Source organism: Chryseobacterium sp. Leaf404 (assembly GCF_001424145.1).
Classification (GTDB): Bacteria; Bacteroidota; Bacteroidia; order Flavobacteriales; family Weeksellaceae; genus Chryseobacterium.
Window position 1 is genome coordinate 90,510 of sequence record NZ_LMQM01000011.1, and the last position, 22,089, is coordinate 112,598.

A 22,089-nucleotide genomic window follows, 5' to 3' on the forward strand; every position below is an offset into this window, starting at 1 on the left:
TCCATTTGGTGCGCCCGACTTTTTATAAACCAATTGAATTGTTTTCCTAAGGTCTGTCTTCCTCCATCAGTTCCCTTGTCTGGTATTCCTGCACAAGGTCGATTGCATTGGAAATTACATCGCTTAAAGCGGTGATAAAAGTTCCGTCTTCTGCCATTCCCATCGCATGTTTTAATGCGTCGATTTCTTTAGGAATTGCCTCGTAACTCACATCTTTTCCTGAAGACTGCATTCCTTCGATAATCAGACCGTTGATTTCCTCCTCAGTTCTTCCCCGAAGGTGTTTTTCGTTTCGGATGATGATGTGGTCAAACATTCTGCCTGCAATCTGTCCGCATAATTTGATATCTTCATCGCGGCGGTCTCCTACTCCACTAATGATGCCGATCTTTTTGGTTGCTTCCACATTTTTCAGATAATCTTCGATAGCCTCATATCCTGAAGGGTTGTGGGCAAAATCAATAAGAACCTTAAATTTCTTGAAATTAAAGACATTCAAACGTCCGGGTGTAAGCTGTGCACTCGGAATGAAAGTTCTGAGAGAATTGGAAATATCTTCGATTGCAAAACCGTATAGATAGCACGCTAAACTCGCTGCCAGAACGTTTTCGATCATAAATTTGGCCTTGCCTTCCATCGTAATCGGGAAATCTTTGGCTTTACCTATTCTTATTTTCCAGTCACCTTTTTTGATGGTCACAAAGCCTTCTTCGTAAACGCAGGTTGTTTTTCCTTCCTTCGCATATTTCCTGATGTGAGGATTGTTTTCATCCATACTGAAAATCGCAACATTGCTGTCCAAATCATTCATTATCCTCATCGAATACTCGTCGTCTGCATTCATAACGCTCCAGCCGTTTTTCTTCACGCTGTCCAGAATTACACGCTTCACTTTCGTTAAATCTTTCAGATTATGAATATCGTTAATTCCTAAATGATCTTCTTTAATATTGGTTAAAACCCCGATATCACAGTTAGAAAAACCAAGTCCTGATCTTAGAATTCCACCTCTTGCGGTTTCCAGAACGGCAAATTCTACAGTTGGATCTTTTAAAATAAATTCCGCAGAAATCGGACCTGTTGTATCGCCTTTCGTCAACATTGTATTCTGAATGTAGATTCCATCAGAAGTGGTAAATCCTACTCTGTAACCATTGTTTTTTACGATGTGTGAAATCAGTCTCGTAGTGGTGGTTTTTCCATTGGTTCCTGTGACGGCAATAATTGGAATGGTGAATGGTTTTCCTGGCGGATAAAGCATATCAACTACAGGAGCTGCAACGTTTCTGGGCAAACCTTCACTTGGAGCCAAATGCATTCTGAAACCAGGTGCTGCATTCACTTCAATGATTGCTGCACCACTTTCTTTTAATGGCTGGGTGAGATTTTCTGCCATGATATCAATACCGCAGACATCCAAACCGATAATTTTTGAAATTCTTTCGGCCATCGTGATATTTTCGGGATGAACCATGTCTGTGACATCAATCGAAGTTCCACCCGTTGAAAGATTTGCCGTAGATTTTAAATAAACGACTTCACCCTTTTGGGGAACAGTTTCTAACGTATACTGAAGTTTCTCAAGAAGTTCGGTAGTATCTTTATCAATAGTAATTTCCGTTAAGACATTTTCGTGACCGTAGCCTCTTCTCGGATCCTGATTTTCTTTATCAATGAGTTCCTGCAGGCTCAATTCACCGTCACCCACAACATGAGCAGGAACTCTTCTTGCAGCGGCAACCATTTTATTATTGATTACCAGGACTCTAAAGTCATATCCGGTAATATATTTTTCAACAATCACTTTTCTTGAATAAGTTTGGGCATGCTCAAGTCCGGTTTTTGCTGATTCCCAATCTGTAACGTTGATAGAAGATCCTTTTCCGTGATTTCCGTCCAAAGGTTTAATTACGATGGGATAACCAATTTTTCTTACCACTTCATCCAAACCTTCTTCATCTACAATCAACTCACCAACAGGAACGGGGATTGCAGCTTCATGAAGCATTCTTTTGGTTAAGTCTTTATTGCAGGCAATATCTACCCCGATGCAGCTTGTATTTCCTGTAATTGTTGCCTGAAATCTCTGCTGATTAACCCCGTAACCCAGCTGAACCAGAGAGTTGGTTCCCAATCTTATCCATGGGATTTTTCGGGATACAGCCTCTTCCACAATACTTCCTGTAGAAGGTCCCAGCCTCACCCTTTCACGAATTTCTTTCAGCTTCTGAATGCAGCCCGCGATATCATATTCCTTGTTTTCAATTAAGGCTTCAGCTATTTTCACAGACTCTTCAGCTGCAAAAATACCTGCTGTTTCTTCGATGTAAGTAAATACTACGTTATAAACACCCGGAGTTTTAGTTTCTCTGGTTCTTCCAAAACCCACTTCCATCCCGGCAAGCGTCTGAATTTCCAATGCAATGTGCTCTATGACGTGACCCATCCAGGTTCCTTCTGAAATTCTGTGAAAAAATCCGCCTTCCACACCTTCAGAACATCTGTGTGTAATAAGGGATGGAAGCAGTTTTTCTATCCTCTCCCGGAAGCCATCAATTTTGTTGGTAGGGAAATTCTCCATCTCCTGAAGATCCAGTCTCATCTGGATTAATTTTTTTCTTCTGATGCTCCAAATGTTTGGCCCTCTCAGTGCCTGTATCTTCTCAATGTTCATATAAAAAATGTAGCGTTAATTATCAATTTTTCGTTTTATACTCAAAGATAATGCAAAACATTAAATGATTGCAATTTCAGTTTAAATATTTCTTAAAACATTAAATATTATTATAAGCAATCTATAATGAAAATCAATTCGTTAAATATAGATTAACATTTTATTAACCCGTAAATATTTTTTAATTTTGCAGGCTATGAAACCAGTGGGAAAACTAATTATTATCGGAGGAGCTGTAAATAAAGGCAGTTTCGCAGAAACCGAGTACGATCAGAATGTAGAAAAAAACCTCAATTTTTTTGAGAGAGGAATTTTGCGTAAAATCATTACAGAATCTAAAAATAAAGAAGAATCTGTGATTGAGGTAATCACTACAGCATCACAAATTCCTCAGATTGTAGGAGCAGAATATAAGAAAGCATTTGAATATCTGGGTGCTAAAAACGTCAATATTTTAGACATTCACAACCGTGAAGAAGCCAATTCTGATGCACTTGTTGCCAGAGCCAACGCTGCGGATGTAGTGATGTTTACCGGCGGAGATCAGTTGAGGCTGACTTCCATTCTGGGCGGAACAAGATTTCACGATACTATTTTACTGAAATATCAGGAGCAGGATTTTATCTATTCCGGAACTTCTGCTGGTGCGGCGGCTGCTTCTGAAAATATGATTTATCAGGGAAGCAGTTCTGAAGCTTTGCTGAAAGGTGAAATCAAAACAACACAGGGTTTAGGTTTAATTGATAATGTAGTGGTAGATACCCATTTTGTTCAGAGAGGAAGAATAGGAAGACTTTTTCAGGCGGTTGTGAGCAATCCCAGAACTCTGGGAATCGGTTTGGGAGAAGATACCGGCCTGTTTATTCACAACGATGTGATGACAGCCGTAGGATCCGGACTTGTAATTTTGGTGGACGGTAGATTTATTAAAGACACCAATTTAACCAATATCAATCTGGGTGAACCCATTTCAATTGAAAATCTGACGGTTCACGTGATGTCTATGAACGATCATTACAACCTTACGACAAAGGAAATGACGATTGAGAATTCTCAGTTTAATCCCATTCCGCAAACGTAGAAACAAAAGATTATTGATTAAATGAAAAATTCTTTAAAGTTAAAAGCCTTAGCTTCATTTACATTTTTAATCTTTTTCCTTCCATTTTTGCGGACTTGTTCTGATCAATCAATCAAATCATTCCCCAGATTAGAAGCAACTGAGTTGGTAGATAAAAGTATTGATGTTGATTACGAAGAGCAGAAATTAAATCAAAAAAAAGAGGAAATATTAGAAGAAAGCAAAAAGGATTTCACTTTCAATTTTTATGAGTTATTATTTACGACTCTAGAAGAAAAAAAATTACAGGAATACGATTCTTCAACTTTTAAAGACATTTCATTTTATCCTCTTTTCTGTTATTTGCTAATTTTTGTTAATTCTATAATTATCCTAATCATCACGTTTATTGAAAAGTATAGATTGACATATAAGCTTGGAATTTTTAATTTAGTATTGTTAATTTGTTCTGTAGTTGCATTAATTTTATCTGAAGTTGTTGAAGACATCAATCAATTTAAAATAGGATATTACTTATTAATTTTAAATTCTATAATTCTAATTCTTACTGCAAGGAAAGCATTTCATGCAGAATATTCAACACAAAAAAATATCTTATGAAAATCATCATTCACGGAGGTTTTTTCTCTGAAAGCGACCAAAGCAACGACGTAAAAGTTGCCAAGCAAAATTCGCTAAAAAGCATTGCTGAAAGGGCTTATCAATATTTACTTACAAATTCGGCGGTGGATACTGTTGCTTACGCAGTTTCGCTGCTCGAAGATGATGAGCTGTACAATGCCGGAATGGGATCTCAAATTCAAAGTGACGGAATCATCAGAATGAGTGCTGCTTTGATGGATGGTGAAACTCAGAAAATGAGCGGTGTAATCAATATCCAGGATGTGAAAAACCCCATTTTTGTAGCGAAGGAGCTGATGAAAGAAGATGACAGGGTTTTGGGTGGAAGTGGTGCAAAAAATTATGCAACTGAACATGGTTTTGAAAATTTCTCAACCGAAATTCCACAAAGAAGAAATGAGTATGAAGCCAAACTGAGCAACGGCGGAAAGGGAACCGTAGGCTGCGTCGCTATTGATAAAGAGGGCAAACTGGCTGTTGCCACCTCAACCGGAGGAAAAGGTTTTGAAATCCCGGGAAGAATATCAGATTCTGCGACGGTTGCAGGAAATTATGCCAACGAATTCTGTGCTGTAAGCTGCACCGGAGTGGGCGAAGACATCGTAAGCAACGCCACTTCCGCAAAAATTGTGACGAGAGTGACTGACGGAATGAGTCTGGAGGAAGCTTTTAATAAAACTTTCATCGAATTAAAAGCAATTGACGGTTTTGCAGGTGCGATTGCAATTGATAAAGACGGGAATATTTTTCATCAGGATTCTTATCCAAAAATGGTCTTTGCGAGCTATGACGGAGATAGTTTTGAGGTTTTCGAGTAATCTGTTAAACACATAAGCAACATTATTTTTTAGTTAAAGTGATTGCGGATATTTCAGAACATACAGGATGAAAATCAGGATTTTCTGTTCACCCTAATCTTTAAAAATTTAACAAAAAATTAAATGTCTGAAAAAAATCTTTGGCACAGATTTTACATATCACTTGATATCAATTAATTAAATTAAAAAATAGAAATCATGGGAAATAAGACAAAAGGCTTATTGGCATTAGTAGGATTGGGAGCTTTAGCATACTGGAGATACAATAAAGCTACTCCGGAAGAAAAACAGGCTGTAAAAGATAAGATCAACAACGCCAAAGATAATATCAACAAATGGGGAAATGACCTGAAAGATAAAGCAAACGATGTTGCTTCACAGGCTCAGAGCAAATTTGACGAAGCGAAGTCAACTGTTGAGCAGAAGGTTAATCAAAACTAATCATTAGTTAACATTCATATATACGGGAGAAAAGGTAAGTTTTTAAAGCTTACCTTTTCTTTGCTTTTATGGCATAGACCATCGGAATTTTATTACCGAATTTCGTAATCCGCCACTTCCCTTTTTCAAATTCTTCCACTAGTCTGAAGCAGGAATATGGCGACCAGTCGAATTCTCTGAAATTTTCTACAATTAAATTTTTATCAATCAGACTCTGCAACACATCAGACAAAGGATGATTCCACGAGACATAATCCTGAACGATTTCAGCTGATTTGTCTGCGTAAGTGCCTTCGGTGGTTTCAATAATAGGTTTTTCATTAAAATAATTGTAGGCAACTCTTTCAAAATCATCGTCATACATCCAGACCACGGGATGAAATTCAGCCATTACAAATTCTCCTTCAGGTTTTAAAAAATGACTTATTACTTCTGCCCATTTCTTTAAATCGGGCAACCAGCCAATTGTTCCGTAGCTTGTAAAAACGATGTCGAATTTTTCATTTAAAACATTGGGTAAATTATAAACGTCGGTACAGATAAATTTGGTCTCAGTTCCGCATTGTTTTGCTAAATCTTTCGCTGCGTAAATTGCTTTATCTGATAAATCAACTCCGGTAACTTTTGCACCCATCCGCGAAAGTGAGATTGAATCCTGCCCAAAATGACACTGCAAATGGAGAATGCTTTTTCTTTTTATATCTCCCAACAAATCCAGTTCGATTGAATTGAGCGAGTTTCTGCCTTTTAAAAATTCATCTACAAAGTAAAAATCTGATTTCAGGTGTGGTTCTACCATGGCGTTCCAGGAATTTTTGTTGATGTCTAAATAATTTTCCATGATTTATATTTTCTGTAAATGTAGTTTTTTTGAAATTCAGACAAAATGAGGAATTTTTTCGTCCACATTAATGCGAGTTATTCATCGTGACAATATTGTCAAAACCCTTATATCTACTATAAAATAAGACGGTCAACACAATACATATGTTTATTTTATTTCAGAAAATTTAAAAAAATCACCCATTCTACGTCATCACGTAAAAATCATCCAAAAAGCATTTATATCTTTGCATCTAAGGTTACCAAGGTATCTGCAAACACAACAGTATATATCTTTAAAAGGTAGCACAAATGATGAAAAAATTCCGGCTCACATTTTTTGAGCCGGAATTCTTTCTTTGTTTTTTTTATGAAAAATATACTCCTTATTACGTTTTTATTTCACTGAATTTAAACCATAAAGCAGCAGAATCTGATGTTTACCTTTGTGAAAGTGTGGGTGGAAAAAAATACCATTACACCAAAAACTGCCGTGGTTTATCCAATTGCAAACATGAGATCATAAAAGTGAGCCTAAAAAAGCTCAGACTTCGGGTAAGACGCTTTGTGGCTGGGAGTAATTACTTTGCCCGGGCATACTTAGAATAAAAAACACTCCAGAAATATGTCCACGGTAGAATTGTGATCAGCAGGATGGTCAACAGAAAATTCATCCTGCTTTTGTAATTATCTACTCTGTATATATATTCGTCATATCTTTTCAGATAATATACAGGAATGGCGGAATTCACAGGATACTGCTCACAGATTTCCGAACTTAAAGCAATCCCATATTCTGTATTTCCCACACGTATCAAAACACTGGATCTTGATTTGCGAGAGTATCTGCAGTATTGTTTCTCTACCCGACGCAAGCTTCTTACACCAGTCTGCACCGTTTCCAGATATTTTTTGTCTAAATAATTACCGTAAAAAAAAGCAGCAATCACCATTCCTATGAAAAAAAGGTGATTGTTGCTGTAATATTTCTTTCTGCTGATTTTCAATTTTTATGCTAAAAAATCCTGCAATGAAAGAGTCTTTTGCTCACCTGCTTCCAGATTCTTAACGGTTACTGTACCGTTTTTTAATTCTTCTTCGCCTAAGAAAACAAGATTTTTAATTCCTTTTTTCTCGGCATAAGTGAACTGTTTGTTGATTTTTGCATTTTCAGGATAAAGCTCTGCAGAAACGCCTTTCTCTCTTAACCTGATGATTAATTTTAAAGCTTCAATGGTTTCATTACCACCAAAATTGGCAAACAGATACTCTACGTTTGAAGTTGCGTCTTCAGGAAAAAGGTTCAGCTCTTCCATCACAAGATAAATTCTGTCAAGCCCAAAAGAAATCCCTATTCCCGGCACATTTTTTACGCCAAAAACTTCGGTAAGATTATCGTATCTGCCGCCGCCGCCGATAGAACCCATTTGAGCTTCGTCGGCTTTCACTTCAAAAATTGCTCCGGTATAGTAATCTAAACCACGTGCTAAAGTAATGTCGAATACTAATTTTTTAATATCAACTCCTAAATTTAAAGATTGAGTGATGACAAATTCCATTTCCTCAACACCTTTCAATCCGATTTCGTTCCCGGTAAATTTTTCTTTTAACTGAAGAAGATTTTCCAAAGGGTCATTCGATTGTGTGAAAAGGAAATCAAGTTTATTAATCGATTCCTGCGAGATATTTCTTTCTAAAAGTTCCTTCACTACTCCATCTTTCCCTATTTTATCCAGTTTATCCAAAGCGACGGTAAAGTCAATCAGTTTGTCTGTAATTCCGGCATATTCTGCCAGACCTGAAAGAATTTTTCTGTTGTTGATATGAATGGTTACCGAAACTTTTAATTCAGCAAAAGATTTTAAATACAATTGTACCAGTTCAACTTCCTGCCAAAGACTTTCACTTCCTACCACATCGGCATCACACTGATAAAACTCTCTGAATCTTCCTTTCTGTGGACGGTCTGCTCTCCAAACAGGCTGAATTTGGTAGCGTTTGTATGGGAAAGTCAGTTTCCCGTGATTCATGGCCACAAATCTTGCAAAAGGAACTGTGAGGTCGTAGCGGAGAGCTTTGTCTGTAATACTTTCTGTACTGAAAGGCTGATCCAAAGCTTTTTGAAAATCATTCATCATCTGAGTTTTTTTCTCTTCTTTAGCTTCGTTGATGCTTGAGTTTAAAATCTTGAAAATCAAACGGTCACCTTCTTCCCCATATTTCCCTGTCAAGGTAGAAAGATTCTCAAAACTTGGCGTTTCCAAAGGCTGAAAACCAAACAGTTCAAAATTTTTCTGTAGTATATTGATGATGTATTTTCTTCTTGAGACCTCTAGTGAGGTAAAATCTCTCGTTCCTTTTGCTAAGCTTGGCTTCATATTTTATAAGTAATGTGTAATGAGTAATTGCGTGCAAAAATAAGGAATTGAAAGGACTTTTAAAGGAACAAAAAGCCACAGAACATTTCCGTGACTTTCTGCACATTTATTTTCATCATTTAATTTTCAGAATCATACGCTTTCCAGAATTTCTATAATTTCTTCGCCATAATTTTCTATTTTATGTTTTCCGAAACCTTTGATATCAAGAAGTTCCTGTTTCTTGGAAGGTTTGTATTTGGCAACAGAAGTAAGTTCTTTATTGGTTGCGATAAAGTAGGTTGGTAAGTTTTGATCCCGTGCTTTTTCTGATCTCCACATTTTAAGGGCTTCAAAAATTTTAATCTCGCTGTCTGTAAGAATGTCATCATCCGCAGAATACTTCTCTGCTTTTGATTCTCTCACAGAATTTGTTTCCGTTTGATATTTCCTGTAATACAAGATCACAGACCAGGACTGATCATCCTGCACAAAAGCAGTTTCAAATTTCACCACATCGTTTTCTACCAGAAAATGATCTACTTTCTGCTGATCTCCAATCAGAAATTCATCAGCAATTCTAACTTTAAATACTTTGATATGCATGGCTTCATCATTTTAAGTTTATGCGTGTTTTCCTCCCAAAAGTAAAAGTTCTTCTACCCTGATTTCTGTAATAAATCTCTTGTTTCCATCCTTATCATCGTACGATTTATAGACAATTTTTCCTTCTACAGAAATTTCTTTTCCTTTTTGGACATATTTTTCCATAATGTCTGCCAGTTTTCCGTTGGCCACAAGATTGTGCCATTGCGTTTCTTCCACTTTTTCGCCTTTTGCATTGGTGTAGTAATCGTTTGTTGCCAAAGATACTTTTGCAATTTTACCTTTTTCGAAGTTTACGATTTCAACTTCTTTTCCTGTGTAACCGATTAATGTTACTCGATTTCTTAGTGACATAATTTTCTGTTTTTTTTAATTAGTAATTAAGATAAGAGACGTTCACTTTGTTTTCTCAAATCTCTGTTGCAAAGATTCATCGGAATTGGAAATTTATTCGGTTGTAAATTATTTGAATTCGTTTGTAGTCGTTTGTAAACGGGTATGCGGTTACTTATTAAACTCATTTTTAGACCTATTTTTTTTAGAATGAAATAGATAATTTTGTATATTTAAGAATTAAGTAACATTACATCAAAATCACTGTGAAATTCAAAATTTTTGTATTGTTTCAAATAATCACACTAAATCTTTATGGTCAATTCAATAACTCTTACTACTTAACAAAGGATAGTGATACTTTACATTATTTCAAATACGAGAAACCAATAAGTGAAAAATTAAATCTTATTAAACCAGAAGAAAGCAAAAATTTCTTCCGATTTAGTTCTAGCAAATATTATTTAGAATTATCCGAAGATTCAAATAGATATATTTTTTATGCTGATGAAATTTGGGAAGGAAAAAAAACCGGAGAAGTTTTTATCAAGGAAATAATTTTAGTTGAGAGTTATAGGGCATAAAACAAAAGGTCAAAAAACAAAAAGCTGAAAAAAATGGCTGAAAAGCCGATGAATAAACAAAAAAAGGCAAATATTTTCCTTTAAACAATACGCAAACAGGCCGTCAAAAATCTACGTTTTACTACCATTTAATTACCGTTTAAACATTCTTTAAATACAGATTAAACACTCTTAACGGAGTGTTTTGTCATTTTATGGCTAAATATGGCTTTAAATATCCTGTAGATACGATTTTCATATACAAACCACGCTAAGAATCCCAGTAAAATTAGCATTTTAACGTGGTCTGTTTTGTCATCCGGGTTGATCGTTTAAAATTGGTAGCGGTTAGGTTTGGGGTTAGGTTTGGGGTTAGTCTAAATATGTTTAAAAAAAGCAAGTCAATATACTGTAATTGTGTAAAAACGTGTGAAATTGCATAAAATTTACAAGCTCAATACCCTATTTTTTATCTTAAAAATATTTTAAATAGTTGATTTACAGTATATTAATAAATAAACTATCTAAAACATGGTGTTAAATCGCACACTTGCCTTCACCATTGCGATGGCCTGTATATTTTTAATGTCAATATCTTTTGGCTGATGATGCTGGTTTTGGCTTACGAGTTTCACAAAACCATCTCCCTTATCAGATTTCTGTACATATTTTACCGTCACGTACTCCTCCCATTCATCAATTTTAACACTGATTAGGTACATTTCACCATAGAAAATACTTTCTACCGATGTCTGTTTGTATAAAACGATGTCACCTGATTTTAGCAGTGGATACATACTGTCACCAGTAACCGTGAGAGCGCCGTCACATTTTGGAAGGTTGGGAATTTTAATTGTGTCTAAAACTTTCTGTGGGTTACCGCTGTTAAAGAGAGCTTGTAAACCCGCTGTTGCCTCTAAATTATAGAAAGGAACCTCCTGCATATCTATAATGGCATCCTTTGTTCGTCTTTTTTTTGTGTTGTAGACCTGAACATTTTCTTTTATCGACTCAACGTCTGATTTGATCATTGCTTTTGAACCGTCCAAAACCCAAAACGGATTTATATCCGTGTAAACATTTAGAAACTTTTCTAAAGTGTCGGTTTTGATTGTTGTATTTGCCTTAAAAGGTTTGCTCAATGTACCGTTCGCTACACCTATCTCTTTTTCGGCCACACTCACGGAAACGCCCTTAAAGTCAAGATATTCTTTCAGTTTTTCAACAATGTTCTTCATCCAAATAAATATTTTAGAAAGTTTTCTATTTTTTTTCTTGCTTTTTAGAAAGTTTTCTAATTATATTTGTCCTGTACAAAAGACAATTAAAGCAATGGACAAAAGTATAACAAAAAAAATCTATTACAATACGGGAATCCTTAATGTATTACAAAAAAAGTACGGGTACTCGATAGACTACATCAGAAAGTCTCTTAGAGGCGATCGTGTAGGTGTAATGCCAGATGAAATAAAAAAGGAATACAAAGCCTTAGAAGCCGCTGCCCAAAAAGCTATTGAAGATAAAGCAAATAATTAAAAATCGCTGTTATGAAAAAATTACTATTAAAATTCTTGAAATATCGCAAAACTGCGGTAACAACAATTTTCACAAATCCAGTGGTAACTGAAGAATGGGTTCTTTTCGGAAGATTCACCATCTACAAAAATTTTAAATCATACTAAATCCCAAATGGTTTTCCGGAGGTTCGATTCCTCCGATGGGAACAATTTAAATTCTATTTAAACACAGTTTAAAAATGTATCAATTCTACAATAATACTTTAACAATACCAGCGAAAGCCTTGTATGATGATTTGGGAGTTATTTCCGAGTCTAATTACAAGTACTTGTGCAGTAATGGCAAATTAAATAAAGTCGTTACCGCTCGTGGTCTTGGAAACAGGGCTCTTGTAGAATTTGATAGCATCCCGGAACGTTTCAGAGTTCAGATTGTGAAGATTCTTGGATATCCACCAAAGAAAAACACGCAGAATTTAATTCTAAATTTCTACAAAGACGATTACGAGGCAGTTGATTTCTTCGCTTATTATCTACTTGATGATTACAGAACGCTTTCTACCGAAAAGCAGGAGGAATACGTAAAAAACGCACAGATGCTTCAAGCAGTTGAGCAGTACGTAAAAGAAACAGTTTCATTTGTTCGCTCCCGTAATGGCAAAAGAGGTCTCACTGAAATTTGGAAAGATGCTGCAACAGCAGTTACGGATGTGAAAGATCAGATCGGTCACAGTCTGCCAAAATCTTCAAGACGTCTGAAGGAAAAACTGGAGGAATTTAAAAAAGATGGTTATTCATCTTTAGTATCTGAAAATTTCGGAAACAAAAAAGCGGTGAAGGTAAAAGATGAAAATCAGGAGGCTTTATTGAGAACTCTTCTCAGAGATCACAGAACTTTCGATAATGAGCAGATCGCAGTTGTTTACAATGCAGTTGCAAAAATTCAGCAATTTCCGGAACTGAGCGCAAACACGATTGGAAACTATCGTAAAAAATGGAACCTGCTTGTAATGGCCGGAACCAAAGGCGAAAAAGGTTTTGATAACAAAATTGCGATGCACGTTAAAAGATCGGCTCCAACTTCGCCGATGCTTTACTGGACAGTCGACGGTTGGGATGCAGAATTACTGTATCAGAAATCCGCTACAACTTTAAAAGGAAAAAATACTACAACTTATCACAACCGCCTTACAATGGTGGTGGTTCTTGATCCATCGGTTAAATATCCGGTAGGTTATGCAATCGGAACTCACGAAAATGCAGATTTAATTAAGGCAGCTTTACGAAACGCAGTTCAGCACACAGAAGAATTATTCGGGGCAAAACACAAAGTGCTACAGATTCAGGCCGACAACTATGCGAAAAAGGAAATGACCTCATTCTACGAGATTGTTTCAGATAAATTCACACCTGCTAAAGTTGGAAACGCAAAATCTAAAGTGATTGAGCCGTGGTTTAAGCATTTCAATAAAACGTATTGCCAGCTTGCACCAAACTGGAGCGGTCAGGGCGTAAAATCTAAAGCACAGCCAAATGATGAGTATCTGAATAAAATCCGCCACTCATTTCCGGACCAGGAAGGATGTATGATGCAGTTGGTAAGAATGATTGAACTGGAGCGGGAAAAATTGGTTGATCAGTATCTACAGGCTTACAACGAAATGCCTTCTGATGCTAAAAAACAGATTTCACAACAGGAGTTTCTTTTACATTTTGGAGAAACCACAGGATTCACCAATAAACTTTCTCACAACGGTCTTCACGTTGCCATCAACGGAAAAAAAATGGAGTACGACAGTTTTGATATCAATTTCAGAATGAATGCACACCTGAACTGGACTATAAAATTTGACAGTAACGATTTAACACAAGTTTTAGCACACAATGAAGAGCAAAACATAAGTTTCTTACTTGATCAGAAATACGTACAGCCGATGGCACTCTATGACAGACAGGAAGGCGACGGAGAGGAACTTCAGAGAGTGAGAAACTTCAACAAAAAAGCAAAAGAGATTGTTCTTGAAACGCAGGCTGAGGACAGCAAGATTGTAAATCAGCTTTTCATTCAGAATCCGGAGCTTGACAATACCCTTGCAAAAATGGTGATCGTCGACAGCCGTGGACAGCACAAAGATCAGAGAAATTCCAAACGACTTGCACCGGCTAAAAAGCTTTTGGAAAAACAGGAACAAAAAGCCGAAAAAGTACATCAGCAAAGCTGGGAAAAAGAACAGGACGATTATTACGCAAACAAAATTAACCTTGATAAATATTTAACCGATGACGAATAATATAAAAGAGAAAATCTTACTGGAGCTTGAAACATGGATGGATGAACACGATTATTCTGCCAATGAATTTTGTGAAAAATCGGGCGTTCCTTCAAACTATCTTTCTTACATGAGACGTGGACAGTATTTTATCCTTGTCGATAAAAATGAGGTCGTAATCGACGATAAGTATTTCAGAATGATTGCCGAAACTATTGAATACAACTACAGCAACGAACTAAAATGGTCAATCCGTCAAACTCCACAGCTTATGCAAATGCTTTCAGTTTTGGAAGATGCGAAAAGATTTGGCTACACCAATATTATCATCGGTGGTACAGGAGCAGGTAAAACATTTTGTGCAGACATTTTCGTGAAGCAGTCACCGAAAGATGTTTTTAAAATTACAGTTGGCTCAATGGACACCATTGGCGATCTGATTGATAAATTATGCGACCAGATGAGACTTAATGTTTCCGGTTCTAAAACAAAAAAAATCAATGCCGTCATCAAAGAACTTCAGAGAATGAAAATGAACGGCCGTCAGCCGGCTGTAATTTGGGATGAGGCAGAATACATGAAACAGGCAACCCTTTGCAACGTAAAAGAGATGCACGACCACCTTCACGGTAAATGCGCCTTGATTCTTATTGGTACTGATCAGCTGAAAACAAAAATAGAAAGGCTGAAAAGCAAAAATTCACCGGGAATGCCTCAGTTCTATAGAAGAGTTAAGTACGGTATTCGAGAACTAAAACCGATTGATACCCGATACAAAGAGTTTTTAACCGGTATCGAAGATAAGAAGCTGATCCAGTTCATTCAGAGAGAATGCGAGAATTACGGAGAGCTTAGAGATGCCTTACTACCTGCAATGCGTGAAGCTGACAGATTGGGTGAACCATTAACCGAAAATTTAGTAAGAAAAGTGTTGAACCTTCCAAAAATGACAGTGTGAGTAAAGCCATATCATCTACCGACCTGCTTGCAAAAAAATATGATCTGATAAAATGGGAAGGCGAATGGTACGACAATTTTGAAGAGCCGGAAGCATCGGGAACGTGGTTTATCAGCGGTCAGTCCGGAATGGGAAAAACTTCTTTTATGCTTGAGCTTGCAAAACAGCTCGCAAAGTTTGATCGGGTTTTATTCAACTCATTAGAAGAAGGTACTTCACTGACAATGCAAAAAGCTTGGAAACGCCACCAAGTCGCCGAAAGTGGTCGAAGAATTCAACTTATCCAGGAAAGATATAACGAATTATTAGTCCGATTAAGAAAACGCCAAAGCCCAAGATATATAATAAGTGACAGTTGGCAATATGCAGGGATGACATTTGAGCAATATTTGAAGCTAAAAGAAGAATTTCCAAACAAGCTTTTTATATGGAATAGCCAAATGGATGGCAGTAAACCAATGGGTAAAACAGCTATTAGATTACTGTATGATGCTGACTTAAAAATATGGGTGGAAGGTTTTAAGGCATTTTCAAAAGGCCGTTATCTCGGAGAATACGCAGCTGAAGGTTTAACAATCTGGGACGAAGGTGCCCAAAGGTACTGGACAAAATAACAAAGTGTATATGAATAAAGAAATACTGAAAAACATCTTAATCCTTGACAGCATCTGGAGGGTTTTAGATTGGAAAGACCGGGTGAGAATTCACTTACTGATGCAGGACAAAATATCAGAGCCAACGGAAAACATTAAAATCCTTCACGACTGGTGCATAAAATGGAAATGGCTTCCACCAAAATTAAAATACGGACAGGATCGCCTCCAGTATTTTGAGAACAGTCCGGATGAGTGGGTTTTGACTGAAGAACTAAAATATATAAAAATTGATTTACCAAAATTAAAATAATGGAAAAACCAGCACAATTAACGGACGAAATATTTGCAATAATAGGAACTGCTTCCGGGAAAGTTTCTGACTCTATAAGAGTTTTTCAAGAAGTTGAAAGTCTTTTGAAAAAAGAACTATCACGGGAATACATCAGAGGTTATCATGCCGCTTCACAAGAGTTGGAAGAAAAGAATAAGTTAAAACAACAAAGAGAAAATTAAAATGCAAAACGAAATGTTTCCACCAAATGCCGAGGAACTTGAAGAAATCATCAAAGGTTTAAAGGCAAGATTAGAAGACGACAGCTATCAGGAAGAATGGGTAAAAATCCACGATGAGCTGATGATTAGAGAAAAACAATTACAACATTTAATTATTCAAGATAACACATTATGACAACAATTGACATCGCACAACTTACACCGGAGCAAATGAAAGCTATTGCTGATCAGGTGGCACAGCAGGAAAAAGAGAGAAAAAACAAAAAAGCTGAGGACAAAAAGCTCATGAAAAATATGGAGAATGACGTGGTTCTCGGTCAGATAGATTTTTTCATTGATAAGCGTCAGGATCTTGAGGCACGAATTGAAAATCTTTTCAAAAACATTGAGCCGGTGATCGAACTGCGAGCTGAAGTTTTCGGAAACGACAAAAGAGCACAGGATAGTCACACGTTCACGCTTGATGATGGTTCTGCCTCTGTGAAAGTTGGATGGAATGTTCGTCCATCTTTCAATGGAACCGAAGCTGAAGGCATTGTAAAAATCAAAAGTTACATGGCTTCATTGGCCGGTGAAAGTGATAATGAAAAAATACTGATGGATTTTCTAAATATCGCTTTGAAAACGGATTCTCAAGGCAATTATGATCCTAAAAAAGTTCGTGAGCTTAATCAAATGAGAGATCGTGCCGACAGCGAGCTTTTTAATGAAGGTATGGATATCATCATGGAAGCAATGATTGATATCAGAACTTCACGGTACGCACGAGGCTACAAGATGGTAGATCACGGCGACGGAATTATCAAAAGAGTAAACTTTAATTTTTCAATAGACTAAAATGGAAATAGTTCTCATCATCGCCACAGCTGGATTTGTTGCGGGAGTTTTAGTTGGAGTATTAATTTCCGCAGCAGTTGAAAGTCTTACGGATGTCTCCGACATCAATGTCGGAGACATCGAGAAAAATAAGCAAAAAAGCTTATAAAGTATGATTATAATCATAAAAGCTTATAAAATTTCCTAAATGGTTTCTCGGTGGTTCGATTCCACCGATAGGAGCAAAAAAAATAGAATTATGTATTTAACGGATTTTCAACACGGGACACAGGCTAAAAATAACCTGGAAAAAGAAATCAAAACTTACCTCGAAACTTTAGACAGAATACTTATTGATGATGTTGATTTTACAAAGTTTCAACAGCTTATTTTGGAGAAAGTAAGGGAATTCAACAAAAAACACCCGAAGGCAAAACCAAAATCTCCGAACTACTGGAGTGGCACAGGTGAGGATGTTTTCCTAAGCGGAATTGAGTGTGTCGTGTTTAAATTTTTAAAAGTAAAAATAACATCACTGCACTTAAAAAAATAAGAAATTTCTAAAACAAACAACAAAGATATGAACCCAAAAGAAGAATTAAAACAGCTATTTGCCGACCGACCTCCCATGTCGGTGGCAATTGAGATCAATGGTTTTACTGGTTTTAGAACCACATTGATAGATGACCTTACACTGGATGAAGCCATGAAGCTTTTAAGTATTCATGTTCCAAAACAGAAGTCTGTAGAACAGGAAAACGATGAGCTTAAAAATGAGCTCCTGAGAAACGGCTGGATTTCAAAGATTTTAAAACTTGCTGAGGAAACCGGCATTAAAGAAAAAGGAGGCTTCCACAAATTCAATAACTGGATGTTTGCTTCATCAGTATTTAAAAAGCATTTAAATGCTCATTCAATTCTGGAACTTCAGAGAGTTCACCAACAGCTCCAAGCTGTGAAAACCAACAATGCCCGCAGCGCAACTAAAGTAATGACAAAAGCGTGGTGGGATAAAGCAGAAAAAAACGTAAAACTTAATTAATATGAAGATTATTGCCCACAAAGTAGGAAACAAGATTAACGGAGAATCCTTAATCACCTACGAAGACGAATTACAACTCGACGAATCAACTTTTGAATTACTGGAGAATTATTTTTTAGGTGCTTTTAAAACTGAAGAAACCTATCAATTTTACAGTGATACTTATTTGGTCAATAATCCTGTTTTTTCTGCCAGTAGAGAAATTTTTTCACGCCCCGACTCCATAAGACTTGAATCTCAAAAAATAGCAAAACATCTTTTTGAATCTGCTGAAAATCCGAGAGTGCAAGGTGGTGAACTGTTCATTGTTTACTTTGATGATGAAACCGTAGGAAATGAGAAAATAGGGATTTTTAAAACTGAGAAAAGAGAAAACTTCTTAAAAATGTTTCCCGGTAACGAAAATCTTGATATTGAGAAAGACCAAGGTGTAAGTTTAACTAAAATCGACAAAGCTGCTTTAATTTATAATTCATCTGAAGATGATGGTTACATTCTTTCAGTTGTAGACAACAATAAAAACGGCGACATGTATTACTGGTTTGAAGATTTTTTAAAAGTAAAACAGCGTGAAGATGATTATTACCATACGCAGGAATCAATGGCTGTCATCAAAGATTATTTTAAAAAACAGCTTCCGGTGGAATTTGAAGTTTCCAAAGCTGATCAGGCAGACCTCCTAAATAAAGCTGCAAGATACTTCCAAGAAAAAGAACAGTTCAACTTAGAAGATTTTGGAACTGAAGTTTTAGAACAGCCCGAAATCATCGAAAGTTTCACAGATTTTAAAACTGATTACGAACAGGAGATGCAAATCAATATTGCTGAAGAATTTCCAATCAGTCATTCAGCTGTAAAGAAGTCTCAAAAGCATTTTAAAAGCATTATTAAACTTGACAAAAATTTTCACATCTACATCCACGGTGATAGAAAACTTCTTGAGAGTGGAACTGATGAAAAGGGAAATTTCTACAAAATGTATTTTGAAAAGGAAGTTTAATGGCACTCAAAAAAAGAAAAACCCCGCTTCACGTTCTATTTGGTGAGCGTGAAGCATTAAAGAATCATTCTATTGTAAAACCTAAAGAAAAACAGAAAAATGATACTATCATTCAAAACAAAAATCAACGATAAAAAGACTCACTTTCCTGAAAAGATTCTCCTTTCTATAGAACAGAATAAACTTTCGGATGAGCCTTTAAATTTTGGAATAGCGTCAAAAGATTACAGCCCAAAAATCCACACCATCAGAAAAGACGATAAAAACAGATGGAAGGTAGGTGTAATGATTGATTTTTTTATCAATGCGAGAACGAAAGATATGTTTCGCTTTGCTCCGAAAATACAGGTTGTTTCTATTCAGGAATTTGAAATTAAATATTTTGGGTTGACCGTTCAGATATTAATTGATGAAGAGTGGTTTGGAGACGCTTTTTTTGACCAATTCAAAAATATAGAATGTCACAATTTGGACTTAGAAACTTTAGCTCAAAATGATGGCTTTGCATCGCTTGATGAGTTTTTTGAATATTTCAACGAAGATTTCAAAGGCAAAATTATTCACTGGACAAATTTTAAATACACATAATGGAAGAAACAGAAATACTAAACTTCCTCAACGAAGTTACCGGCTCGAAGTTCAGAGAAATTAAAAGTAATATTTCCAAAATATCAGCACTTTTAAAACAGAACTTCACCAAAGAGCAGATTATAGAAGTGATCCAACTGAAAGTTATTCAGTGGAAAAATAACCCGAAAATGGCGATGTATTTGAGACCATCAACACTTTTTTTAGAAAGGAATTTTGAAAATTACATCAACGAGATCGAAAGAATAAAGCAAAATCCTCAATTGTATGCAAAATACTTCGCAGAAATCAATAACGTTAAAACAGAGCAAAGTACTTCCGGAGCGTTCGATAAAATTGATGCAATGTTTGGTAAGCGAGGATAAATTTAAAATTATTCAAATGGAAAGGAGTCTGACAATTGCAAAATGCGTTTCGGCTCCTTTGCTTATCAATCAGAAAGCTGGAGAAAATGAGCTGATTAAATCAATTTTTTTAATTATCCGGAGATTTAATGATTTGGTGAATGTCAGCCGAAAACTAAATGAAGACCAGATGATTGCTTTGGCAGCAGACTTTTACGAACGGTTTTCAGGGGAAAGTCTTGAAGATGTAATGTTATTTTTTAAGATGGCAAGAAACGGCGATTTTGGCGACATCTACCGCCTTGATTCAATCGTCATTCTCGCATGGGTTCCTCAATATCTTGAAAAGAAAATTGAAGCTTTTCACGACAGCCGGATCAGCGAGGAAAATGCGAGAATAAGAGCGGAAAATGATGCAGTACAAAATCACGAGTATTCCGAGAAATCGGTTGAAATGCTGGAGGAACTTTCCCGAAGGTTGAAAACAGCAACCGTCAGCCGAAATACAGGCGTTTTGAGAAAAGATAATCCTTTATTTGATTACAGTGAATATCTGAAAACACTTCCGGAAACGATCCAAAAGAAAGACGATGAGTTTTTGGAAACGATGATTGGCAATACTTCAAAATATTCTCATCCGGAAGTCTACAAAATTTTGATGACCGAAAAAGAAATAAGGGATAAAAGTAAACCAATAAAAAAAACAAAAAAATGATAAAGATAAACGGTTATTGGTACAATGATACAGAGATAAAGGAAGCATTAGAGAAAAAAGGCTACACCATTGTAACTTTAGAAATAAGTTCTGAAGCCCGTGATTTTCCTCTTTACGAAACCTACGCCTTACAAAACGGCGAATCGCCAACGGTTCTCAACCGAATGAAAAGCGTTGCTTTGAAAGAATTTGAGAAAAAACCTGAATTAATTTAGCTAACTACGGATTTCCGTAGTTTTTTTTGAAACAAACATTTTAAATTTACAACAATGAAAGAATGCAGAATCAATTTTCAAAACGATATCATTGAAAATATATTGGATGCTTTAAAAACATGTGGTGCCGGTATCGGTATCGCCGAAAAATACAACTACGAAGTTGAGAGTGGCACTTATTCTTCTACTCTCGTTTTTACACCGAAGGAAGGCCAAAAATTGAACGCAATAGATTTTTTTATGTTTGGCTATTTTATTGGTAGAGATTATTAATTAAATTTGATAAAAATAAATTAATGTCGATACAGGATTTTTATTGGGAAGATGTGAAGCTTTTAGTTTCCGGAGAATCGGTGCCATTTGTGCCTGTCGAATATAATAGTAGCAAAAACGCATTCGAAATACTTATTGAGATTAAAATAGATGATTTGTTAAAGAATAGGAAGGAAAAAGGTTATTGTATAAATTTAGATAATGAAACGGGTAAATCAATTATAATTGATGGAATCGAATTTAAAATAGGTAATCGTATATTTTTTGATAAAAATGAGTACTTGGTCTACGCTGTTTTAGATAACACTATAATTTTAGAATTAATTGCAATAACAAAATGAAACCACTTTTATTTTTACTTTTTTCTGTTTTCGCATTTGGGCAGAATGTTGAGCTATTGAAAAAGGTCAATGGCATTAGTGAAACTGAAGCCGAAAAACTGAATGCAGTAATGCTGCCTGATTTTAAATTGATAGATTCATATCGTCAAGGTTTAACAACTCATTATACTTACTTGCCAAAAAATGCTGAAGATAATGAAGTCAAAAATTGTAAACTTGGAAATCCTTGTGACAGAAAAATAATGATCAATTATAATAATAAAAATTCTGTCTTTAATTTTGAAAGTGCAACTGGTGAAGCTGAACCATTGAAACAATTTTGGGTAACTTATGTACAAGCGGAAGGGGGTGAAAAAAAAGTCTACACTTACAAAAATAGGGAAGATAAAATTTGGTTAAACTTCTTTAATGTTGGCAGGCGCTGGATGATCAAAAACATGTCTCAAAACCCGCAACCTTGGTAATATAATAAAACCCGCAATTAAGCGGGTTTTTTAATACCATATAACGCCGGCTTGACTTGTATGATACTGTGATGTATTTTTGTTCTCAGATGGCGTACAATCGACGAAATTATGTTAAACG

General features: G+C 36.0%; 33 protein-coding genes. 26 read left to right on the top strand and 7 right to left on the bottom strand.

Annotation, left to right across the window (positions count from 1 at the left end; genetic code table 11):
* Window positions 1-46: 46 nt before the first annotated feature.
* Entirely contained in the window at window positions 47-2,674 is a 2,628-nt protein-coding gene (cphA, locus tag ASG31_RS10130; RefSeq protein WP_056031662.1) for a cyanophycin synthetase, read from the bottom strand.
* Between the two features lie 196 nt (window positions 2,675-2,870).
* Between cphA and ASG31_RS10135 the strand changes: the two genes are divergently transcribed.
* From ASG31_RS10135 to ASG31_RS10150, 4 genes are all read left to right on the top strand, one after another.
* Window positions 2,871-3,755, top strand: a complete 885-nt coding sequence (locus tag ASG31_RS10135; RefSeq protein ID WP_056031664.1) for a cyanophycinase — start codon at window positions 2,871-2,873, stop codon at window positions 3,753-3,755.
* Between the two features lie 21 nt (window positions 3,756-3,776).
* On the top strand, window positions 3,777-4,355 hold the full coding sequence (locus ASG31_RS10140) for a hypothetical protein (RefSeq protein WP_056031668.1): 579 nt from the start codon (window positions 3,777-3,779) through the stop codon (window positions 4,353-4,355).
* Window positions 4,352-5,194 (top strand): isoaspartyl peptidase/L-asparaginase, encoded by an 843-nt coding sequence (locus ASG31_RS10145; RefSeq protein ID WP_056031670.1) that lies wholly within the window; start codon window positions 4,352-4,354, stop codon window positions 5,192-5,194. The genes ASG31_RS10140 and ASG31_RS10145 overlap by 4 nt, the downstream gene beginning before the upstream one ends.
* A 198-nt stretch (window positions 5,195-5,392) precedes the next feature.
* Window positions 5,393-5,635 (top strand): YtxH domain-containing protein, encoded by a 243-nt coding sequence (locus ASG31_RS10150; protein WP_056031673.1) that lies wholly within the window; start codon window positions 5,393-5,395, stop codon window positions 5,633-5,635.
* 49 nt (window positions 5,636-5,684) lie between these two features.
* Here the strand turns inward: ASG31_RS10150 and ASG31_RS10155 are convergent, their stop codons facing one another.
* The 5 genes from ASG31_RS10155 to ASG31_RS10175 all read right to left on the bottom strand — a co-directional run bounded on the left by ASG31_RS10155 (window position 5,685) and on the right by ASG31_RS10175 (window position 9,774).
* Complete coding sequence (locus ASG31_RS10155; RefSeq protein WP_056031676.1) at window positions 5,685-6,476, bottom strand: class I SAM-dependent methyltransferase; 792 nt, start codon at window positions 6,474-6,476, stop codon at window positions 5,685-5,687.
* 562 nt (window positions 6,477-7,038) lie between these two features.
* Window positions 7,039-7,464, bottom strand: a complete 426-nt coding sequence (locus tag ASG31_RS10160) for a hypothetical protein (RefSeq protein ID WP_056031679.1) — start codon at window positions 7,462-7,464, stop codon at window positions 7,039-7,041.
* 3 nt (window positions 7,465-7,467) lie between these two features.
* Window positions 7,468-8,835 carry a histidine--tRNA ligase gene (gene hisS / locus ASG31_RS10165; RefSeq protein ID WP_056031681.1) on the bottom strand — a complete coding sequence of 456 codons (1,368 nt, stop codon included), beginning with the start codon at window positions 8,833-8,835 and terminating at the stop codon, window positions 7,468-7,470.
* 132 nt (window positions 8,836-8,967) lie between these two features.
* Window positions 8,968-9,420 carry an HRDC domain-containing protein gene (locus ASG31_RS10170; protein WP_056031684.1) on the bottom strand — a complete coding sequence of 151 codons (453 nt, stop codon included), beginning with the start codon at window positions 9,418-9,420 and terminating at the stop codon, window positions 8,968-8,970.
* Between the two features lie 18 nt (window positions 9,421-9,438).
* A complete protein-coding gene (locus ASG31_RS10175) occupies window positions 9,439-9,774 on the bottom strand; it encodes a single-stranded DNA-binding protein (protein WP_056031687.1) in 336 nt (111 codons plus the stop codon).
* A gap of 266 nt (window positions 9,775-10,040) precedes the next feature.
* Here ASG31_RS10175 and ASG31_RS10180 point away from each other — a divergent pair, with 266 nt between their 5' ends.
* Window positions 10,041-10,337: a hypothetical protein gene (locus tag ASG31_RS10180; protein WP_056031690.1), complete on the top strand. Its 297-nt coding sequence runs from the start codon at window positions 10,041-10,043 to the stop codon at window positions 10,335-10,337.
* A 503-nt stretch (window positions 10,338-10,840) separates the two neighbouring features.
* On the opposite strand, the gene ASG31_RS10185 is transcribed toward ASG31_RS10180, so the two are convergent.
* Complete coding sequence (locus tag ASG31_RS10185) at window positions 10,841-11,554, bottom strand: helix-turn-helix transcriptional regulator (protein ID WP_185113207.1); 714 nt, start codon at window positions 11,552-11,554, stop codon at window positions 10,841-10,843.
* Between the two features lie 94 nt (window positions 11,555-11,648).
* Here ASG31_RS10185 and ASG31_RS10190 point away from each other — a divergent pair, with 94 nt between their 5' ends.
* From ASG31_RS10190 to ASG31_RS10270, 21 genes are all read left to right on the top strand, one after another.
* A complete protein-coding gene (locus ASG31_RS10190; RefSeq protein WP_131725535.1) occupies window positions 11,649-11,852 on the top strand; it encodes a hypothetical protein in 204 nt (67 codons plus the stop codon).
* Window positions 11,853-11,863: 11 nt separating this feature from the next.
* A complete protein-coding gene (locus ASG31_RS19070; RefSeq protein WP_262483844.1) occupies window positions 11,864-11,998 on the top strand; it encodes a hypothetical protein in 135 nt (44 codons plus the stop codon).
* Between the two features lie 74 nt (window positions 11,999-12,072).
* Entirely contained in the window at window positions 12,073-14,124 is a 2,052-nt protein-coding gene (locus ASG31_RS10195; RefSeq protein ID WP_056031695.1) for a hypothetical protein, read from the top strand.
* The gene (locus tag ASG31_RS10200; RefSeq protein ID WP_056031698.1) at window positions 14,114-15,061 is read left to right on the top strand and encodes an AAA family ATPase; all 948 of its coding nucleotides are present in this window, start codon (window positions 14,114-14,116) and stop codon (window positions 15,059-15,061) included. The genes ASG31_RS10195 and ASG31_RS10200 overlap by 11 nt, the downstream gene beginning before the upstream one ends.
* A complete protein-coding gene (locus tag ASG31_RS10205; RefSeq protein ID WP_056031701.1) occupies window positions 15,058-15,675 on the top strand; it encodes an ATP-binding protein in 618 nt (205 codons plus the stop codon). Before ASG31_RS10200 ends, ASG31_RS10205 begins: the two co-directional genes overlap by 4 nt.
* A 10-nt stretch (window positions 15,676-15,685) precedes the next feature.
* Complete coding sequence (locus ASG31_RS10210; protein WP_056031704.1) at window positions 15,686-15,967, top strand: hypothetical protein; 282 nt, start codon at window positions 15,686-15,688, stop codon at window positions 15,965-15,967.
* Window positions 15,967-16,170, top strand: coding sequence for a hypothetical protein (locus ASG31_RS10215; RefSeq protein WP_056031707.1), 204 nt, complete (start codon window positions 15,967-15,969; stop codon window positions 16,168-16,170). Before ASG31_RS10210 ends, ASG31_RS10215 begins: the two co-directional genes overlap by 1 nt.
* Window position 16,171: 1 nt before the next feature.
* A complete protein-coding gene (locus ASG31_RS18640; RefSeq protein ID WP_185113208.1) occupies window positions 16,172-16,345 on the top strand; it encodes a hypothetical protein in 174 nt (57 codons plus the stop codon).
* Window positions 16,342-17,007, top strand: coding sequence for a DUF3164 family protein (locus ASG31_RS10220; RefSeq protein ID WP_056031710.1), 666 nt, complete (start codon window positions 16,342-16,344; stop codon window positions 17,005-17,007). Before ASG31_RS18640 ends, ASG31_RS10220 begins: the two co-directional genes overlap by 4 nt.
* A gap of 1 nt (window position 17,008) precedes the next feature.
* Window positions 17,009-17,155: a hypothetical protein gene (locus ASG31_RS18565; RefSeq protein WP_157844460.1), complete on the top strand. Its 147-nt coding sequence runs from the start codon at window positions 17,009-17,011 to the stop codon at window positions 17,153-17,155.
* A 90-nt stretch (window positions 17,156-17,245) separates the two neighbouring features.
* The gene (locus ASG31_RS10225; protein ID WP_056031713.1) at window positions 17,246-17,539 is read left to right on the top strand and encodes a hypothetical protein; all 294 of its coding nucleotides are present in this window, start codon (window positions 17,246-17,248) and stop codon (window positions 17,537-17,539) included.
* Between the two features lie 27 nt (window positions 17,540-17,566).
* Window positions 17,567-18,028: a hypothetical protein gene (locus tag ASG31_RS10230; protein ID WP_131725536.1), complete on the top strand. Its 462-nt coding sequence runs from the start codon at window positions 17,567-17,569 to the stop codon at window positions 18,026-18,028.
* Window positions 18,024-19,028 (top strand): nucleoid-associated protein, encoded by a 1,005-nt coding sequence (locus tag ASG31_RS10235; protein ID WP_117585842.1) that lies wholly within the window; start codon window positions 18,024-18,026, stop codon window positions 19,026-19,028. Before ASG31_RS10230 ends, ASG31_RS10235 begins: the two co-directional genes overlap by 5 nt.
* Entirely contained in the window at window positions 19,028-19,162 is a 135-nt protein-coding gene (locus tag ASG31_RS19075) for a hypothetical protein (protein ID WP_262483845.1), read from the top strand. The genes ASG31_RS10235 and ASG31_RS19075 overlap by 1 nt, the downstream gene beginning before the upstream one ends.
* Window positions 19,128-19,616 (top strand): hypothetical protein, encoded by a 489-nt coding sequence (locus ASG31_RS10240; protein ID WP_056031720.1) that lies wholly within the window; start codon window positions 19,128-19,130, stop codon window positions 19,614-19,616. Before ASG31_RS19075 ends, ASG31_RS10240 begins: the two co-directional genes overlap by 35 nt.
* Window positions 19,616-19,981 (top strand): conserved phage C-terminal domain-containing protein, encoded by a 366-nt coding sequence (locus ASG31_RS10245; RefSeq protein ID WP_056031722.1) that lies wholly within the window; start codon window positions 19,616-19,618, stop codon window positions 19,979-19,981. The genes ASG31_RS10240 and ASG31_RS10245 overlap by 1 nt, the downstream gene beginning before the upstream one ends.
* Window positions 19,982-19,997: 16 nt before the next feature.
* Window positions 19,998-20,675, top strand: a complete 678-nt coding sequence (locus tag ASG31_RS10250) for a hypothetical protein (protein WP_056031724.1) — start codon at window positions 19,998-20,000, stop codon at window positions 20,673-20,675.
* A complete protein-coding gene (locus ASG31_RS10255) occupies window positions 20,672-20,890 on the top strand; it encodes a hypothetical protein (protein WP_056031726.1) in 219 nt (72 codons plus the stop codon). The genes ASG31_RS10250 and ASG31_RS10255 overlap by 4 nt, the downstream gene beginning before the upstream one ends.
* A 54-nt stretch (window positions 20,891-20,944) precedes the next feature.
* Entirely contained in the window at window positions 20,945-21,163 is a 219-nt protein-coding gene (locus ASG31_RS10260; RefSeq protein ID WP_056031729.1) for a hypothetical protein, read from the top strand.
* Between the two features lie 23 nt (window positions 21,164-21,186).
* The gene (locus ASG31_RS10265) at window positions 21,187-21,504 is read left to right on the top strand and encodes a hypothetical protein (RefSeq protein WP_056031732.1); all 318 of its coding nucleotides are present in this window, start codon (window positions 21,187-21,189) and stop codon (window positions 21,502-21,504) included.
* Entirely contained in the window at window positions 21,501-21,968 is a 468-nt protein-coding gene (locus ASG31_RS10270; protein WP_056031735.1) for a hypothetical protein, read from the top strand. The genes ASG31_RS10265 and ASG31_RS10270 overlap by 4 nt, the downstream gene beginning before the upstream one ends.
* The last annotated feature ends 121 nt before the right edge of the window (window positions 21,969-22,089 follow it).

Coding starts and splice junctions, on each gene's coding strand:
- ASG31_RS10145 (WP_056031670.1), top strand. CDS start 4,352: ATGAAAATCATCATTCACGGAGGTTTTTTCTCTGAAAGCGACCAAAGC.
- ASG31_RS10255 (WP_056031726.1), top strand. CDS start 20,672: ATGATAAAGATAAACGGTTATTGGTACAATGATACAGAGATAAAGGAA.
- ASG31_RS10170 (WP_056031684.1), bottom strand. CDS start 9,420: ATGCATATCAAAGTATTTAAAGTTAGAATTGCTGATGAATTTCTGATT.
- ASG31_RS10220 (WP_056031710.1), top strand. CDS start 16,342: ATGACAACAATTGACATCGCACAACTTACACCGGAGCAAATGAAAGCT.
- ASG31_RS10210 (WP_056031704.1), top strand. CDS start 15,686: ATGAATAAAGAAATACTGAAAAACATCTTAATCCTTGACAGCATCTGG.
- ASG31_RS10245 (WP_056031722.1), top strand. CDS start 19,616: ATGGAAGAAACAGAAATACTAAACTTCCTCAACGAAGTTACCGGCTCG.
- ASG31_RS10230 (WP_131725536.1), top strand. CDS start 17,567: ATGAACCCAAAAGAAGAATTAAAACAGCTATTTGCCGACCGACCTCCC.
- ASG31_RS10215 (WP_056031707.1), top strand. CDS start 15,967: ATGGAAAAACCAGCACAATTAACGGACGAAATATTTGCAATAATAGGA.
- ASG31_RS10270 (WP_056031735.1), top strand. CDS start 21,501: ATGAAACCACTTTTATTTTTACTTTTTTCTGTTTTCGCATTTGGGCAG.
- ASG31_RS19070 (WP_262483844.1), top strand. CDS start 11,864: ATGAAAAAATTACTATTAAAATTCTTGAAATATCGCAAAACTGCGGTA.
- ASG31_RS10140 (WP_056031668.1), top strand. CDS start 3,777: ATGAAAAATTCTTTAAAGTTAAAAGCCTTAGCTTCATTTACATTTTTA.
- ASG31_RS10265 (WP_056031732.1), top strand. CDS start 21,187: ATGTCGATACAGGATTTTTATTGGGAAGATGTGAAGCTTTTAGTTTCC.
- ASG31_RS18565 (WP_157844460.1), top strand. CDS start 17,009: ATGGAAATAGTTCTCATCATCGCCACAGCTGGATTTGTTGCGGGAGTT.
- cphA (WP_056031662.1), bottom strand. CDS start 2,674: ATGAACATTGAGAAGATACAGGCACTGAGAGGGCCAAACATTTGGAGC.
- ASG31_RS10190 (WP_131725535.1), top strand. CDS start 11,649: ATGGACAAAAGTATAACAAAAAAAATCTATTACAATACGGGAATCCTT.
- ASG31_RS10225 (WP_056031713.1), top strand. CDS start 17,246: ATGTATTTAACGGATTTTCAACACGGGACACAGGCTAAAAATAACCTG.
- ASG31_RS10150 (WP_056031673.1), top strand. CDS start 5,393: ATGGGAAATAAGACAAAAGGCTTATTGGCATTAGTAGGATTGGGAGCT.
- ASG31_RS10155 (WP_056031676.1), bottom strand. CDS start 6,476: ATGGAAAATTATTTAGACATCAACAAAAATTCCTGGAACGCCATGGTA.
- ASG31_RS10185 (WP_185113207.1), bottom strand. CDS start 11,554: ATGAAGAACATTGTTGAAAAACTGAAAGAATATCTTGACTTTAAGGGC.
- ASG31_RS10195 (WP_056031695.1), top strand. CDS start 12,073: ATGTATCAATTCTACAATAATACTTTAACAATACCAGCGAAAGCCTTG.
- hisS (WP_056031681.1), bottom strand. CDS start 8,835: ATGAAGCCAAGCTTAGCAAAAGGAACGAGAGATTTTACCTCACTAGAG.
- ASG31_RS18640 (WP_185113208.1), top strand. CDS start 16,172: ATGCAAAACGAAATGTTTCCACCAAATGCCGAGGAACTTGAAGAAATC.
- ASG31_RS10135 (WP_056031664.1), top strand. CDS start 2,871: ATGAAACCAGTGGGAAAACTAATTATTATCGGAGGAGCTGTAAATAAA.
- ASG31_RS10250 (WP_056031724.1), top strand. CDS start 19,998: ATGGAAAGGAGTCTGACAATTGCAAAATGCGTTTCGGCTCCTTTGCTT.
- ASG31_RS10175 (WP_056031687.1), bottom strand. CDS start 9,774: ATGTCACTAAGAAATCGAGTAACATTAATCGGTTACACAGGAAAAGAA.
- ASG31_RS10240 (WP_056031720.1), top strand. CDS start 19,128: ATGATACTATCATTCAAAACAAAAATCAACGATAAAAAGACTCACTTT.
- ASG31_RS10200 (WP_056031698.1), top strand. CDS start 14,114: ATGACGAATAATATAAAAGAGAAAATCTTACTGGAGCTTGAAACATGG.
- ASG31_RS19075 (WP_262483845.1), top strand. CDS start 19,028: ATGGCACTCAAAAAAAGAAAAACCCCGCTTCACGTTCTATTTGGTGAG.
- ASG31_RS10260 (WP_056031729.1), top strand. CDS start 20,945: ATGAAAGAATGCAGAATCAATTTTCAAAACGATATCATTGAAAATATA.